The sequence below is a fragment of the Huaxiibacter chinensis genome (assembly GCF_022171985.1).
GTDB lineage: Bacteria > Pseudomonadota > Gammaproteobacteria > Enterobacterales > Enterobacteriaceae > Enterobacter > Enterobacter chinensis_A.
In genome coordinates this window covers 165,307-179,655 of the sequence record NZ_JAJVHF010000006.1, presented here as the reverse complement: position 1 = coordinate 179,655, position 14,349 = coordinate 165,307, and the positions used below count along the sequence as shown (strand labels likewise).

General features: G+C 53.1%; 14 protein-coding genes and 1 tRNA gene. 10 read left to right on the top strand and 5 right to left on the bottom strand.

Going from position 1 to position 14,349, the window contains the following annotated elements:
• Positions 1-25: 25 nt before the first annotated feature.
• The 3 genes from LZP96_RS15520 (at position 26) to LZP96_RS15510 (ending at position 3,261) form a co-directional block, all read left to right on the top strand.
• Positions 26-1,567, top strand: coding sequence for an MDR family MFS transporter (locus LZP96_RS15520; RefSeq protein WP_064324264.1), 1,542 nt, complete (start codon positions 26-28; stop codon positions 1,565-1,567).
• Between the two features lie 101 nt (positions 1,568-1,668).
• Complete coding sequence (gene nlpA / locus LZP96_RS15515) at positions 1,669-2,469, top strand: lipoprotein NlpA (protein WP_064324265.1); 801 nt, start codon at positions 1,669-1,671, stop codon at positions 2,467-2,469.
• Between the two features lie 90 nt (positions 2,470-2,559).
• The gene (locus tag LZP96_RS15510) at positions 2,560-3,261 is read left to right on the top strand and encodes a helix-turn-helix domain-containing protein (RefSeq protein ID WP_071892295.1); all 702 of its coding nucleotides are present in this window, start codon (positions 2,560-2,562) and stop codon (positions 3,259-3,261) included.
• A gap of 19 nt (positions 3,262-3,280) precedes the next feature.
• Here LZP96_RS15510 and LZP96_RS15505 read toward each other — a convergent pair whose 3' ends face one another.
• From LZP96_RS15505 to uraH, 3 genes are all read right to left on the bottom strand, one after another.
• Positions 3,281-4,369 (bottom strand): AAA family ATPase, encoded by a 1,089-nt coding sequence (locus tag LZP96_RS15505; protein WP_064324266.1) that lies wholly within the window; start codon positions 4,367-4,369, stop codon positions 3,281-3,283.
• 147 nt (positions 4,370-4,516) lie between these two features.
• Positions 4,517-5,476 (bottom strand): YbgA family protein, encoded by a 960-nt coding sequence (locus LZP96_RS15500; protein ID WP_064324267.1) that lies wholly within the window; start codon positions 5,474-5,476, stop codon positions 4,517-4,519.
• Between the two features lie 173 nt (positions 5,477-5,649).
• Entirely contained in the window at positions 5,650-6,060 is a 411-nt protein-coding gene (gene uraH / locus LZP96_RS15495) for a hydroxyisourate hydrolase (protein ID WP_064324268.1), read from the bottom strand.
• A 277-nt stretch (positions 6,061-6,337) separates the two neighbouring features.
• Between uraH and LZP96_RS15490 the strand changes: the two genes are divergently transcribed.
• From LZP96_RS15490 to LZP96_RS15460, 7 genes are all read left to right on the top strand, one after another.
• Positions 6,338-6,862 carry a lipocalin family protein gene (locus LZP96_RS15490; RefSeq protein WP_064324269.1) on the top strand — a complete coding sequence of 175 codons (525 nt, stop codon included), beginning with the start codon at positions 6,338-6,340 and terminating at the stop codon, positions 6,860-6,862.
• Positions 6,863-7,171: 309 nt separating this feature from the next.
• Entirely contained in the window at positions 7,172-8,005 is an 834-nt protein-coding gene (locus tag LZP96_RS15485; protein ID WP_064324270.1) for a GTPase, read from the top strand.
• Positions 8,006-8,016: 11 nt separating this feature from the next.
• On the top strand, positions 8,017-8,553 hold the full coding sequence (locus tag LZP96_RS15480) for a hypothetical protein (RefSeq protein ID WP_064324271.1): 537 nt from the start codon (positions 8,017-8,019) through the stop codon (positions 8,551-8,553).
• A 16-nt stretch (positions 8,554-8,569) separates the two neighbouring features.
• The gene (locus LZP96_RS15475; RefSeq protein WP_258926159.1) at positions 8,570-10,396 is read left to right on the top strand and encodes a dynamin family protein; all 1,827 of its coding nucleotides are present in this window, start codon (positions 8,570-8,572) and stop codon (positions 10,394-10,396) included.
• Position 10,397: 1 nt separating this feature from the next.
• Positions 10,398-12,050 carry a GTPase gene (locus LZP96_RS15470; protein ID WP_258926158.1) on the top strand — a complete coding sequence of 551 codons (1,653 nt, stop codon included), beginning with the start codon at positions 10,398-10,400 and terminating at the stop codon, positions 12,048-12,050.
• Positions 12,047-12,310 carry a YkgJ family cysteine cluster protein gene (locus tag LZP96_RS15465; RefSeq protein ID WP_071892298.1) on the top strand — a complete coding sequence of 88 codons (264 nt, stop codon included), beginning with the start codon at positions 12,047-12,049 and terminating at the stop codon, positions 12,308-12,310. Before LZP96_RS15470 ends, LZP96_RS15465 begins: the two co-directional genes overlap by 4 nt.
• Before the next feature lie 47 nt (positions 12,311-12,357).
• Positions 12,358-12,813, top strand: a complete 456-nt coding sequence (locus LZP96_RS15460) for a GNAT family N-acetyltransferase (protein WP_064324274.1) — start codon at positions 12,358-12,360, stop codon at positions 12,811-12,813.
• A gap of 158 nt (positions 12,814-12,971) precedes the next feature.
• Here the strand turns inward: LZP96_RS15460 and LZP96_RS15455 are convergent, their stop codons facing one another.
• The gene (locus LZP96_RS15455) at positions 12,972-14,009 is read right to left on the bottom strand and encodes a virulence RhuM family protein (RefSeq protein ID WP_064324275.1); all 1,038 of its coding nucleotides are present in this window, start codon (positions 14,007-14,009) and stop codon (positions 12,972-12,974) included.
• Positions 14,010-14,242: 233 nt separating this feature from the next.
• A tRNA-Sec gene (locus LZP96_RS15450) sits at positions 14,243-14,337 on the bottom strand.
• Positions 14,338-14,349: the final 12 nt, after the last annotated feature.

The following is a 14,349-nucleotide window of genomic DNA, read 5'->3' as shown; positions in this document are numbered from 1 at the left end:
ATTAATTAATTTCAAGTGGTGTCTTATGGAGTCTGATTCTTCGACTCACTCGAACACTGGGCAAAAAGCACCGTCCATTCGGTTGTTATTCAGTGCGTTGCTGCTGGTGATGCTGTTATCTGCCCTCGATCAGACCATTGTATCGACGGCATTACCCACCATCGTGGGTGAACTGGGCGGGCTGGATAAGCTCTCCTGGGTGGTGACCGCCTATATTCTCAGTTCAACCATCGTTGTGCCGCTGTACGGTAAATTTGGCGATCTGTTTGGCCGCAAAATCGTGCTGCAAATCGCTATCGTCCTGTTTCTGGTGGGATCGGCCCTGTGCGGCCTGGCGCAAAACATGACGCAGCTGGTGCTGATGCGCGCCCTGCAAGGGCTGGGTGGCGGCGGCCTGATGGTCATTAGCATGGCGGCGGTCGCCGATGTGATCCCACCCGCCGAGCGGGGCCGTTACCAGGGCTTATTCGGCGGGGTGTTCGGTCTGGCGACGGTCATTGGGCCACTGGTGGGCGGGTTTATCGTCCAGCACGCCTCCTGGCGCTGGATTTTTTATATCAATCTGCCGCTGGGGCTGTTTGCGCTGCTGGTCATCGGCGCCGTATTCCATAGCAGTGCCAAACGCAGCAAACATGAAATCGACTTTCTGGGGGCGTTTTACCTCAGCATGGCCCTGCTGTGCATTATCTTGTTCACCTCGGAAGGGGGAACGATACGCCCGTGGAACGACCCGCAACTGTGGTGCATTCTGGCGTTTGGCCTGACGGGGATTGCCGGATTTATCTATGAAGAGCGTCTGGCGTGGGAGCCGATTATTCCGCTGTCGCTCTTCCGCGACCGCAGCTTTCTGCTGTGCAGCCTGATTGGCTTTATCATCGGGATGTCGCTGTTCGGGTCGGTGACGTTTCTGCCGCTCTATCTGCAGGTGGTAAAAGAGGCCACGCCCACAGAGGCAGGTTTACAGCTGATCCCGTTGATGGGCGGGCTGTTGCTTACCTCAATTATCAGTGGACGCATCATCAGCCACACCGGGAAATATCGACTGTTCCCGATCCTTGGCACCCTGCTGGGCGTGGTGGGCATGGTGTTACTGACGCGGATCTCCATTCATTCGCCTACGTGGCAGCTTTATCTGTTTACCGGCGTGCTGGGAATGGGGCTTGGGTTAGTGATGCAGGTGCTGGTTCTGGCTGTGCAGAACAGCGTATCTGCCAGTCAGTATGGCGTGGCGACATCCGGTGTGACGCTGTTCCGTTCCATTGGCGGTGCTATCGGTGTGGCGCTGTTTGGCGCGGTGTTCACCCATGTGCTGCAGTCAGGCCTGCTTGAGCGGCTGCCCGAAGGCGCGGAGCTGCCGCGCGAGCTGAATCCGGTGGCGATTCACCATCTTCCCGACACTCTGCGTCTGGCTTACCTGGATGCGTTTGGTACCGCCATTCACGCCGTGTTTATGATGGCGGCGGGAATTATGGTGCTGGCCTTTGTGCTGTCGTGGTTTTTGCGTGAATCACCGTTACGCCGGGGGACATCGGATCGCCCGGATAAATCCCCGTCACCCCACCGGTAATCACATATATCTTTTTCGTCTGGTTGATGCTTTTTCGTTTTTTCGCGTACCGCTTCGTTGCCGCTATAGTCATGAAAACGTGTGTGAAAAGGACAGGACGGATGAAATATCGACTCGGCGCATTACTGATTGCGGGCCTGCTGCTGGCGGGCTGCGATCAGAGCAGTAGCGATGCCAAACACATCAAAGTGGGTGTGATCAACGGGGCTGAGCAGGACGTGGCAGAGGTGGCAAAAAAAGTCGCCAAAGAGAAATTCGGTCTCGACGTTGAACTGGTCGGTTTTAGCGGCTCGCTGCTGCCAAACGACGCGACCAATCACGGCGAGCTGGATGCAAACGTCTTCCAGCACCGTCCTTTCCTTGCCGAAGACAACAAAGCGCATCATTACAAACTGGTGGCGGTGGCGAATACTTTCGTCTTCCCGATGGCAGGCTATTCCCGCAAAATTAAATCCGTTTCCGAGCTACAGGACGGGGCGACGGTCGCCATCCCAAATGACCCGACCAATCTGGGCCGGGCGTTACTGCTGTTACAAAACGAGAAGCTTATTAGCCTGAAGCCCGACGTGGGTCTGCTTCCGACCGCGCTGGATATTACCGCCAACCCGCATCACCTGAAGATTATGGAGCTGGAGGGGGCGCAACTGCCGCGCGTGCTCGACGATCCTAAAGTCGATGTGGCCATCATCAGCACAACCTATCTTCAGCAAACGGGCCTGTCACCCGTGCATGACAGCGTCTTTATCGAAGACAAAAATTCGCCCTACGTAAACATTATTGTGACGCGGGAAGAGAATAAAGACGCCGAAAACGTGAAGGAATTCATTCAATCCTATCAGTCACCGGAAGTGGCGAAAGCGGCAGAGAAAGTCTTTAACGGCGGCGCGGTGCCTGGCTGGTAAACGTTGGCCCGATTTCATCGATCATCGCCCGTATGCCCACATCGCAAAAAGCAGGCCGGGATTATTCTTTCGTCATACCCTAATGGAGGAATGACGATGAAGATTACCCAAATTCGCAATGCGACCCAGATTATTACCTATGCAGGAAAACGCTTTCTGATTGACCCGATGCTTGCGCCTAAAGGTGCCTGGCCGGGTTTTCCAGGAACGGCACACGCTGAAATACGCAATCCGATGGTCGATCTCCCTTTCGGAGTGGATAAGATTGTCGATGTCGATGCGGTTATTGTGACCCATACTCATGAGGATCACTGGGACCAGGCGGCGATTGATTGTTGCCTGTACATTATTCGCCAGCGTTTCGGCAGCGTGGTGGCGAATCAGATTGCCCGCCGGATGATCGTCCCCCCGCACCGCGAAGGGGGACAGGCGCAGTTTATCGCCCAGCCGGTTCCGGAAAACACCCGTGATACGCGAATAAACTGCCTGATCGATTATCTGCAGCGCCATATTCATGAGCGGCACAACCTGGACTCGCTGGCAGAGGTGGTTTCAATGAGCCGCCGTACCTTAACCCGCCACTTCGTGAAAGCCACGGGTATGACCGTTGCCGACTGGCTCACTGCCGAACGTCTGCGCCGCAGCCAGATCCTGCTGGAATCAGGCAGCCTGCCCATTGAAACCGTGGCAGAACAGGTGGGCTTTGTCTCGCCCGTCACCTACCGGCAACAGTTCAAATCGCGTTTCGGCGTCAGTCCCGCCGAGTGGCGAAAGACGTTTCGCAACGCATAATTCTGAACGGGTAACAGGTTCAGCGAAGCTGCTGCATCCGCGTTTCCCCCTCCTCCATCGACAGCTGATAGAGCGAAAAGGCGCAGTGTTTTTCGATAAGCTCTGCCAGTTCCGGCGAGTGGCTGGTGAGCCAGATCTGCGAGTAGCGGCTGGCCTCGGCAATCAGGCTCGCCAGCGCGGGCAGCATTTGCGGGTGCAGGCTATTTTCAGGCTCGTTAAGGGCAATAAACGCCGGCGGGCGCGGGCTTAACAGGGCCACAGCCAGGCACAGAAAACGCAGCGTACCGTCGGAAAACTCGGCGGGCTCGAGCGGACGGCTTAATCCTTCGCGCTGCATCATCATGCGAAAACGGCCGTCGCTATTGTCGCTGTAAAAGACGCAGCCGGGAAAAGCCTGATCCAGAATGCGCATCAGCAGCAGTTCGTCGCCAATTTCGACAATGGTCTGGAAAGCGGCCGCCAGGTTTGCGCCGTCGCTGGCCAGGATCGGCGAGCGAAAGCCGACCTGCGGAGCCCGCATCGCCGAGCCGGAGGAGACGGAAAACTCGTGATAAAAACGCCAGTTGCGCAGCGATTCGCGCATCTGCGACACCTCCGGATAAAGATGCGGCTCACCCAGTTGCCCAAACACCGATTCGTTCTCATACAGCGTGCCGCTGTGGGTCACCTTTTCGTGATGGACGTTGTTGAGGAAAACGGTCTGATTCTTGCGCTGCATCAGGCGGGCAGAGGGGCGGCGATGCTGGTTGCTCAGCCAAATTGACTCTTCTTTGATTACGGGGTCGAGGTTGAACTGAGAGGGATAAGGCACTTTTTCGACGAAACCGACCTGCAGTTCGTACTCATACGTATCGGTTTCTACCGCCAGCGACATGCGCCGTAGCTGGTCGCTGCGTGATTTTCCTGCCCAGAAAACCTTAAGGATGCCCCCTTCGTTTGCCAGCGCCTGCGAAAACTGCCCCTGTGCCGCGCTGTGCATCAGATGAATGGCTTTATAAATATTGGATTTACCGCTGCCGTTTGGGCCAAACACAATATTGAGCTGTTCCAGCTCCAGAGACTGGCGACGAATTGAGCGGTAGTTTTCAATGTGCAGCGTTTTAATCATCAGGAAGCACCCGCAGTTGTCCTATAACCCTGTATATAATGCCAGTATTATTAGAAAAAAACATAAAAAAAGACGACAGTGAGGATGTCGTCTAAGGGTGCTACCTGTTCGGACCCTTCGGGCAAGGGGCCTTCGCGTTATGAAGCGTTAACTGATGGCGAGCCGTAACCCGAGCTCATCGGGGTAGGGATCAAAGTAGTTCTGCGTCAGCAGATAGTTATCCGGATGTTCTGCCAGATAGTGCTTCAGCAGGGTCAATGGCGCGAGGATAGGCAACAGCCCCGCGCGGTAATTCAGGATCACTTCGCGCAGTTCGGAACGCTGGCGGGCGTTCAGTTTTTCACGGAAATAGCCCTGAATATGCATCAGCACGTTGGTGTGGTTTTTACGCGATGCAGGCTGTTTGAGGATCGCCATCAGCTTATCGCGATAGGCCACAAAGAAATCATCGAGATCTTTCCACTCGTGAAGCGATGCGACAAAAGGACCAATTTCACGGTATGCGCGCTGGTTATGCGCCAGCAGTTGCAGCTTATAGCGGCTGTGGAAGGCCAGCAGCGCGCCGCGCGTCAGTCCTTTATCGCGAAGGGTGTTCAGCTCATGCAGGGCAAATATCCGGGCAATAAAGTTCTCGCGCAGCACCGGATCGTGCAGGCGTCCGTCTTCTTCCACCGGCAGCCACGGGTATTTTTCCATTAAGGCTGCGGTGAATGTCCCCACCCCAACTTTGCTGCCCTGATTCCCCTTTTCGTCATACTGACGGACGCGCTCCATGCCGCAGCTGGGTGACTTAGCGCAGACAATAAAGCCGTCATAATGGGCGACAGTGGGCAGATACTTCGCCGTAAAATCAGCCATTTTATCGGTAACGTCATCATGCGGTGCGTGAGTAAAACGCATCTGGATATCGCCAACGGTCGTTTTTACCAGGCGCAGCGCCGGACGCGGAACCGGCAGGCCAATCGCCATCTCCGGACAGACGGGTTTGAAGGTCACCCGTTTTGCCAGCGCATCCATCACAAATCCCATTCGTTTATGGCCGCCGTCAAAGCGCACGGCCGATCCGGTCAGGCATCCGCTGATACCTAGTACGGGCTGCTTGTTCATGAGGCGCTCCTCCGGAAATCTGTTTGCGACGATAAAAACAGTATAGCTAAAACTTACACAAATAATATTGTTTGTCTAAGTTTTGGAGGGTTTAATTTTTTATAGTGAGTAATATCAGGGAGATAGGATGTCAAAAAAAGCGCTTAACAGAGGGTATTAAGCGCCAGAGAGGATCAGCTGCCTTTATAGGTTGAATACCCGTACTGGCTTAACAGAAGGGGAATGTGCAGTTTTTCGTTCGTGCGGGTCACGGTGAACTGAACCGGGACCTCCGGGAAGAAGGATTCCAGTTTCTGGCTCTGGAAGTAATCGTTCGTTTTGAACGTCACTTTATAGACACCTGGCTGCATGTCCTGATCCTGTGGATACAGGGATTTAATTCTGCCGTCAGCATCGGTTTTGCCGCTCGCGACAGACGTCCAGTTATTCTGCTGCTGTTTTTCCAGCGTGACGGTGACGCCAGGGGAGGGAAGCCCGGTTTGCTGATTCAGAATATGAACACTTAATGTACCGACCGGTGCGCTAAATGCCGCTGGAACCATTGCCAGAGAAGAAAGAATAATAAGGCCAGAGAGTTTATTCATGTTGATGTCCTGTCAGATTAAATCACAAGGGAAAATCTAGCAGGTTGATTGCAAAAGAGTATTCAACTTTTCGTGATAACTGGAGCACCCCTTTTACGGGGCGACCCTTGCATTACGCCTGGTGATATTGTTCGCGCAACGGCGGACAAACCTGCCAATGCTATAAGTCGCCCGCTAAAAGATAAGTCTTAATATACGGCGATTGGTCATCCGTTGAATAAAGCCGGTGCTGCGTGCACTACACTTACTAACCTAGGTGCACTGGAAAGGAGTTCTTATGAAGTTATGGCCCGTTTTAACAGGTGTCGCGATTTCCCTCGCGCTGGTGGCCTGTAAATCACCGACCCCGCCTAAAGGGGTTCAACCCATTACTGATTTTGATGCTGGCCGTTATTTAGGCAAATGGTACGAGGTCGCCCGCCTGGAAAACCGCTTTGAGCGCGGGCTGCAACAGGTAACGGCAACCTATGGTAAGCGTAGCGATGGCGGTATCACCGTGCTGAACCGGGGCTACGATCCGGTAAAAAATAAATGGAATGAGAGCGAAGGTAAGGCCTATTTCACCGGCAAGCCCACCACGGCTGCGCTGAAAGTCTCCTTCTTTGGCCCGTTCTACGGCGGATATAACGTGATTGCGCTTGATGATAAATATCAGTACGCGCTGGTCAGTGGACCGAATCGCGATTATCTCTGGCTCCTGTCGCGTACGCCAAATATGCCGGACGCGGTGAAGCAAGATTACCTGAATATCGCCAAAGGGCTGGGGTTCCGCGTCGACCAACTGGTGTGGGTAAAACAGTAAACAGGGCGCAACGATATTCGTGATTGCCGTAGAGTAATATCGTTGCGCGTCGTTATACGCCCGTTCAGGCCAATCTGAACGGCAAACATATCGCAAAGTCGCCCCTGTAAAAGATGACGTTAAATTCGATCAGAATTGATCGGACACCCGCTTTGAACTGACACAAGCTGTCAGCGCCACGCTCTACTCTTATCCTCACGCTTCCTATCAATAATCGTAGGGCGTCTTAAGTTTCTTTTTTTTTGGCCGTTAACTCTTTCTAAAAGAGTTAAGCCATTTTCATCACCTTTAACGCAGCGAGACCCCCCAATGGTTAATGTCTGTACACCTTCGCACGCCTCGTTATTACAAAAGGCAGATGCCTTACTTGAGCAGGAAATCACCGCAGGTAAACCGATTATTGCCGCGTGGGGATTAATGAATGCCGGAAAAAGCTTTCTGCTCAATATGCTCACGAACCACATTCAAACCGAATGTTTTCGCACGAATGACATCCGTGAAACGGCGGAATTAAGCGAATTTGAAACCGACGATTTTGTTTTTCTCGATACTCCCGGCCTTGATGCCAATAATGCCGATGACCTGATTGCGCTGCAGGGTGCGGCGAAAGCGGATATCGTCCTGTTTGTACACCAGCCTCAGGGTGAGCTGGAACAGATAGAAATGGATTTTTTGCGCCAGCTTAAAGCCTCATTCGGCGAGTATGCCGAACAAAATATCATTCTTATTCTGAGCAAAGCGGATGTCGAAAGCGCTGAGAATATCGCTGCTATTGAAAAGCGCATGCTGGAACAATGCCGCGACGACCTTGGCTTTATGCCACGCTGCTATGCCCTTTCGGGTTCACGCTTCCACGCGGGCGTAATGCAAAAACAGGAAGGTCTTATTCGCGCCAGCCGTCTTTACGATCTGGCGGAACATCTGGACGGATTAAATACCGATGCGGTTAACGTAAAACGTGAGCGTCAACGCGTGGCCGTAGAAGAGATTATCGCGGAGTTTATCCAGGCTGAGACGGCGCTGCATGAACAATTTGTGCGCAAGAAATCTCAAATTCAAAACGGTTTCCAGCCTTTCGATAAGGTGATGGAAAACTTCCGCGCTTCAATGGAGCACTCCCTCAAAAACTTCCCCGCTGTCTAAGGAGAGAGCAAATGGCACTTCCGTGGTTAATTGGCGCAGCGGTTTTAGGCGTAGGCGCACTCATTGCTTCTGCATCCAGCGATGACGACAGCTCAAACGGTAACGGAGACGACGAAGAACGCCGCCGCCGGGAACGCGCCGAACGGGAACGTCGCGAGCGCGAACAGCAGGAGGAGCGTGACTCCATCAAAGCGGCGCTCATAAAAGAAGGTGAGGAGCGTCGCGCTGATTTCGAGCACACGCTGACGGGGTGGGTCGATGTCGCCTGGCAAAGTCAGCCGGCCTTTAAAGCCGTCGTTTTACAAACCGGAAAACAATACAAGCGCGTGGTTGCGGAATCTTTCACTGATATCAATGAACTCGTGATGTTGAATCGCACTACCCGGGAAAACCTCACGGAGTTTGAGGCCTGCTACGACGTTGAGTTGACCATGACGGAACAATTTTATGACGCCGTGGACGAGCTGATTGATTGCCAGGAACAACTGCAGGTGCTTCAGGACTACCGCGAGCAGTTTGAGCGCATTCGCCAGCATTTGAGTCGCTAAGAAGGTGAGAGAACACATGAATAACGAGATGCTGCGCGAAGACCTGCTGGACTCTTTTCAGACGCTGCAGGCGCAATTCGATGCCTCGCTGGACCAGGCCAAAGCGTTAGATAAAACCTTTGCGGACCACTACACACGGTTTCGCACCAATTTGTTCGGGCTTCTGGAAGACGCGCAGGCAAAGCTGCCGGAGACCAGCCCGTTAAGTGAGTCGTTGGGCGGGTTTATCTCCGGGCTAAAGACGCTCGATAAGGCCTGGAAAACCAAGCTGGAGAAACAAAACAAAGGGCTAAGCTTTCGCCAGAACTTTGAAGATTCGCTGCTGGTATATGTTTATGGGAAGGTGAAATCAGGTAAAAGCTCGCTGGGGAATTATATGGCCTGGGGGCATGTTAATCCGACCGCTGAGCAGCAGGAAGGCAACACCGCGCTGAGCTATAAATCCTATGACAATACGGATGCCGAAAACGGCGATGCGCAGCACGAAGCAGAGAAGCAGGGCAAATTCCGCGTGGATGCAACGGAGGCGACCAGTTCCATTCAAAGCTTTCGCCTGCCGGGCCTGACCTGGGTTGATTCTCCAGGCTTGCACTCCGTGCGGTCACAAAATGGCGAGCTGGCGAAAGAGCATGCCGATCATGCTGACCTGATTTTGTATACCATGAAATCGGATGCGCCGGGCAGGGCCAGCGATCTCCATGAGATCCGCCAGCTCGTTGGCAAAGAAAAAAGCATCATGCTGTTGCTGACGGGTAGCGATAAAAAACAGCACGGCTGGGATGCGGTCAGGGAGGAGCCGACAGAGCTTTGCGTAATGAAATCCCGCCAGGATCGCGAGATGCAGCAGAAATTCGTGCGCGACGAACTGCAAAGCAGCCAGATTGATGCCAGCGACGTGGATATTTTGTCGGTTTCGGCCCGCTATGCGGAATTACATGCTGACAACCCTGCGGCCATCCACGACAGCGGCATGGGGCAGCTTTTTGCCCGACTGCATGAAATATCACAGGCGCGTGGCGTGCGCATGAAGCGCGCCGTGCCAATGACCAATTTTAAAAACTTCTTAACCGGTTGCCTGCTGGAAGTGGCGGAATATCACCAGCTAACGGGCTCGTGGGCAACGATGCTGAGTAACCTGAACGCAAACGTGCAGAAAAAGGTCGTGCCCGCCACGCGCGAGGCGCAATCTGCCCTGCGCAATGCCATCGTTTCGCGCTTTGATGCCATGGCAGCGTCTCGCGATGATGAACAGCACCTCAACCGTGCGCTGCAGGAGGCTCAGCCTCAGTGGGATAACCTCAGGGCCACGCGGGTAGACAACGCGCTGGAGGCCATTTTAGACGACGTAATGAAGGCGTTTAAAACGGCAGTGATCACAACGTGGCACCAGTCGCCGTTGACGCTGCCGTCGTTCTCGCTGGAGAAAGTCACCGAGCAAATCCCGGAGGGATACACCAAAAGCACACGGGGACGTAACGGTGGACTAGGCGCATTGTTAGGCGGCGCCGCAGGCATGTTACTCGGTCCGGTGGGCGCGGCAATCGGTGCCAGCATCGGCGCGGGCATTGGTTCCATGACAGGCGACAGCGCTCAGCAGACGACGCGCACAATTGAAATTGCCGTGGGCGACAACCTCAACGAGGTGCGGGATCAGGTGCTGAGTTTCTATCACGACAGCATTGAGCGCGAAATCCGGCATAAAGTTAACACGCTGTTTAGCGCGTTACTTGAGGATATGGAAGCGTCCTGCACGAAGCTCAATGATGAAATTAAAGCCTTTGAGCGTGCGTTGATCGCGCTGAAAACACGTACCGAAAAACAGCTCGCCAGCAAGGTTCACTAACATGATGGAAATGTCCGCAGCCGATCTTTTTGCCACCTTCGATCTTACGGCGAAACTGGCAAACCAGTTTCCTGAACTTGCGCGTGAGTTTGCTCCGGTTCAGCAACAGTTTGACGATAAACGTCTTCAGCCAGATGCCTGCATCATGGTGTATGGCGTCTATAACGCCGGTAAAAGTACGCTAATTAACGCCCTCATCGGCGAGCGCGTGGCAAAAACCGGCGATATTCCAATGACCAGCAGCGTGGATGATTACCGCTGGAACAACAGCATTATTCTGGATACGCCGGGGGTGGATGCACCCATGGAACACGAAAAAGTGACCCGCGAGCAGATGCTGAAAGCCGACGCGGTGATTTTTGTCGTCAACCCCTCTGGTGCCGCCGAGGAAGAGAAAACCCTCAAGGTGTTGATTGAGATTTTACAGGCGAAGAAAAAGCTTTTCCTGGTCCTCAACGATAAAGATCGCATGGACGTGGAGGTCTTCACCCGTCTTAAAAATGATATTCGCATTCGCCTCCAGGCGCTGGCTGCAGAGCAGGGAATGGAGGATGTTTTGCAGGATATTCCTGTGCTGCGGGTTAATGCGGAGATGGCGTTGCAGGCGAAGCTGGACAATGTCCCCGGTCTGTTACGACTGAGCGAGTTTCCGCAGTTCGAAGAGACATTAACGGCGTTTATTGCCAGCATCGACAGCCAGCATATTTATCGTCGACTGGGGAGCGAACTGAACGCTTTTCTGGACAAACTTCTTCAGACGCTCGACCGCCAGTCCACCAGTGAAACGGTGCGTCATGTCGATACGCTGCTGAAAAACATGGTCGTGCAGCAACATGAGTGTCGTAAAAATATTGTCGATGAGGTCAGACGCCAGCGCGACGACATGTACCGTGGAAGTAAAGCGGCACTCCGTCAGGACCCTGAGCATGCGCAGGCCAGGATCGAAAGCTTATTCATTCAGGCCAGCGGGGCTATTGAGAGGGTGCAAACTCGCGAGATGGAGTATCTGGTACAGCGATTTGAAGACGATGTCGATAGCCTGCAAGCGACGCTGACCCGTCAGGGGCAAAGCCATACGCTGAACGGCCTGCCGCAAATGCCAGACACCCAGCCGGGAGCGGATCGCGCCGATCCATCCGAAAAAGGCGGGATCAACGCGGAGATGGTCAATCATGCCGTGAACTCGCTGGGATCCCTTGCCAGACCGGAGCACATTGTCAGCGGCCTGAAGCTGGTAAAAGAGTGGCTACCTTCGCTAATGAAAGGCATTGGACCGAAAACCATGGAAAAATGGGGGGCGGCGGTAGTAGGAAAATGGATCCCTTACGTCGGGCCCGCTATTACCGTGATCGGCTCGCTGTGGGATATCTTCGCTGAAGATAACGAGACCAAAAAAGCGCGCGAGCATAGCGAACAGCAGCGACGCGAATGGGAACGCTTTCTGCAGGAGATCGATGACTTCGCCCATACTACGGCCTCGCAGTTTGAAGCAAACGCGATACGGCTGGTGGATGAATCCTTAACGCCCTGGTTTGACGCGCAGCTGGACAAGGTTAAAGCGGCACGGGATATGGCCAGCCAGCAGGATCGAGCCTTGAGCGAGAGCGTACTGGAAGCGCAGCGCCTTGCCTCACGGCTTAGCCAATTTGCATGAGTGACGACGCGCTCACGCCTTTCCCCTGTAACGCCTGCGGCAAATGTTGCCGCAGGGTCAACGCCAGCCCCGAAACGGCCTTCCTCGATCGCGGTGACGGCGTTTGCCAGCATTTCGTTGAAGAGACCCATTTGTGCGCCATCTACACGACGCGTCCGCTGGTGTGTCGGGTTGAGGATTATTATCGCGCAAAGCTACGGGATGTGATTGGTTGGGATGAATTTGTCCGGCTGAATATGGCGATATGTGAAAAGCTTTGAGAAACTCAGGTACTGGCACAGCGCAGTAAGGTATTTACCTTCATAAAATGAATATTGAATCCGCAATACCCTCAGATTTCCCTCGCCTTATCGCGATTTGGGAATCCTCCGTTAGCGCGACGCACCACTTTTTACAGGCGAGTGATATCGCGGCGCTACGTCCGCTATTGCTCCATCGCTATTTGCCCAACTTAAACGTCTTTTTTGCTCGCGATACGCTGGGCATGATTCACGGCTTTGTGGGTGTGGACGATAATCGCGTGGAAATGCTGTTCGTTGACGATGCGAGCCGGGGAAAAGGCGCGGGAAAAATGTTGCTGAGATACGCAATTGAACAGCTCGGTGCGAATGAACTGGATGTGAACGAGCAAAATACGCAGGGTGTTGAGTTTTATCGCCATATGGGGTTTGTGTCGGTTGGACGCTCGGAACTGGACGGGCAAGGCAACCCCTTTCCCTTGCTGCATCTACGGTATCACGGGGATCGTAAAGCTGGTGTTTAGCCTCTTGCCATCGTGGTTGAAAATGTTGTCTGGGATGGTTACACCGATTTTATTTAATGCTTAACATGTTGATTTTAAAACCATGTTTGTATTGGGTAAATGAGCTATGTTTTATACCCTCCAACAATTTTGTCTGTGACGTTTGGGGATATTCTGAGCTACTTTTTCGGCACTTTATTCCACTGTAGCAAAGTGGCAATATCCTGCTCGCCTTGGGCTTCTTTTAAATGCCGTTGTTGTTCGGCAAACTGAACATACTCCGCCTGCGCTTTTTCATCGGCTATTTTCTTACTGACTTTACCCGCGCCTTGTAGAACCTCACGGTCGTTAAATTGAAGAAATTGATCCAGCTTATCCTGCCAGTCGCGTAAAAATACCTGTCGACGACGACGGGCCTGATCCTCAGCAAAATCCAGCCACATGTTAACTACGCGGTTGAGCTCACTGACTTCATCCTGGCTGAGATAGTTTTTTGCTACTGTCACATCTCCTTTACGTACCTCTTCGCCTTTATAGCTGGTTAAGCCCATGTGCGGCTGGCTGGCATCGGCACGTTTGTGGATGAGTTCAGCAGCGGTATGGCCGGTACAGGCAAAATGCAACTTGTTCTGGATAGTTTGAAAAAACTGCGTGGTTTCCTTTAGCGACGGTTGATAGTCGGCAGCTAACGCAAAAATTTCCCGCACCCGCAAATACACCCGGCGCTCGCTGGCGCGAATATCGCGGATGCGCTCGAGCATCTCATCAAAGTAATCAGGTACAGCCGATGTGCCAACTGGCGGATTTTTCAGTCGCTCATCGTCTATCACAAAACCTTTGATCAGGTATTCCTGGAGCGTCTGGGTGGCCCACTGACGGAACTGTGTGCCGCGGGGGGAGCGAACCCGATAGCCAACTGCAAGGATGACAGACAGGCTGTAGTGAAGCCGATTGCGACTTACCTGGCGACTACCTTCCTGTTGAACTTGTAAGTAAGACTTACAGGTTGCGTTTTGGTCAAGTTCATCTTCTTCATAGATCGCTTTAATGTGCTGGGTAACGGCTTGGGGAGTAATCTGATAAAGGTTTGCGATGGTTGCCTGTGGGAGCCAGAGTGTTTCTTGCTCAAAGCGGCATTCAACGCGTACTTTACCGTCATCGCTGGCAAACATAACGAATTCACCAGCAGGGGATGGAATAAAGTATTTATCTGTCATGTCGCCTCCGCATAGATCTGACTAAAATTGCTGTAATCAACCTAGTATGCCAGAGATCCCTGTTGAAGCTCATTAGACGGATTGCGTTTATTATGCTGCAAATGCCGCTGGGAAAAGTTTGCCATGATAATGCATCCCCAAATTACGGGTTGACCTCATGGTGCAAAAAATCCTGATAAACAATGGGTTAGAATCGGGGGTACTGACTTCGGAAGAGTTAAGTAGAAACAAACTGGCGGAAGATCACAGGAGTCGAACCTGCCCGGGACCGCTGGCGGCCCCAACTGGATTTGAAATCCAGCCACCTCACCGGAGATGACGATCTTCCGCGCCTGCATTG

What these genes read in the sequence shown, in the direction of transcription:
- LZP96_RS15520 (WP_064324264.1), top strand. Translation starts at nt 26, where the DNA reads ATGGAGTCTGATTCTTCGACTCACTCGAACACTGGGCAAAAAGCACCG.
- nlpA (WP_064324265.1), top strand. Translation starts at nt 1,669, where the DNA reads ATGAAATATCGACTCGGCGCATTACTGATTGCGGGCCTGCTGCTGGCG.
- LZP96_RS15510 (WP_071892295.1), top strand. Translation starts at nt 2,560, where the DNA reads ATGACGATGAAGATTACCCAAATTCGCAATGCGACCCAGATTATTACC.
- LZP96_RS15505 (WP_064324266.1), bottom strand. Translation starts at nt 4,369, where the DNA reads ATGATTAAAACGCTGCACATTGAAAACTACCGCTCAATTCGTCGCCAG.
- LZP96_RS15500 (WP_064324267.1), bottom strand. Translation starts at nt 5,476, where the DNA reads ATGAACAAGCAGCCCGTACTAGGTATCAGCGGATGCCTGACCGGATCG.
- uraH (WP_064324268.1), bottom strand. Translation starts at nt 6,060, where the DNA reads ATGAATAAACTCTCTGGCCTTATTATTCTTTCTTCTCTGGCAATGGTT.
- LZP96_RS15490 (WP_064324269.1), top strand. Translation starts at nt 6,338, where the DNA reads ATGAAGTTATGGCCCGTTTTAACAGGTGTCGCGATTTCCCTCGCGCTG.
- LZP96_RS15485 (WP_064324270.1), top strand. Translation starts at nt 7,172, where the DNA reads ATGGTTAATGTCTGTACACCTTCGCACGCCTCGTTATTACAAAAGGCA.
- LZP96_RS15480 (WP_064324271.1), top strand. Translation starts at nt 8,017, where the DNA reads ATGGCACTTCCGTGGTTAATTGGCGCAGCGGTTTTAGGCGTAGGCGCA.
- LZP96_RS15475 (WP_258926159.1), top strand. Translation starts at nt 8,570, where the DNA reads ATGAATAACGAGATGCTGCGCGAAGACCTGCTGGACTCTTTTCAGACG.
- LZP96_RS15470 (WP_258926158.1), top strand. Translation starts at nt 10,398, where the DNA reads ATGATGGAAATGTCCGCAGCCGATCTTTTTGCCACCTTCGATCTTACG.
- LZP96_RS15465 (WP_071892298.1), top strand. Translation starts at nt 12,047, where the DNA reads ATGAGTGACGACGCGCTCACGCCTTTCCCCTGTAACGCCTGCGGCAAA.
- LZP96_RS15460 (WP_064324274.1), top strand. Translation starts at nt 12,358, where the DNA reads ATGAATATTGAATCCGCAATACCCTCAGATTTCCCTCGCCTTATCGCG.
- LZP96_RS15455 (WP_064324275.1), bottom strand. Translation starts at nt 14,009, where the DNA reads ATGACAGATAAATACTTTATTCCATCCCCTGCTGGTGAATTCGTTATG.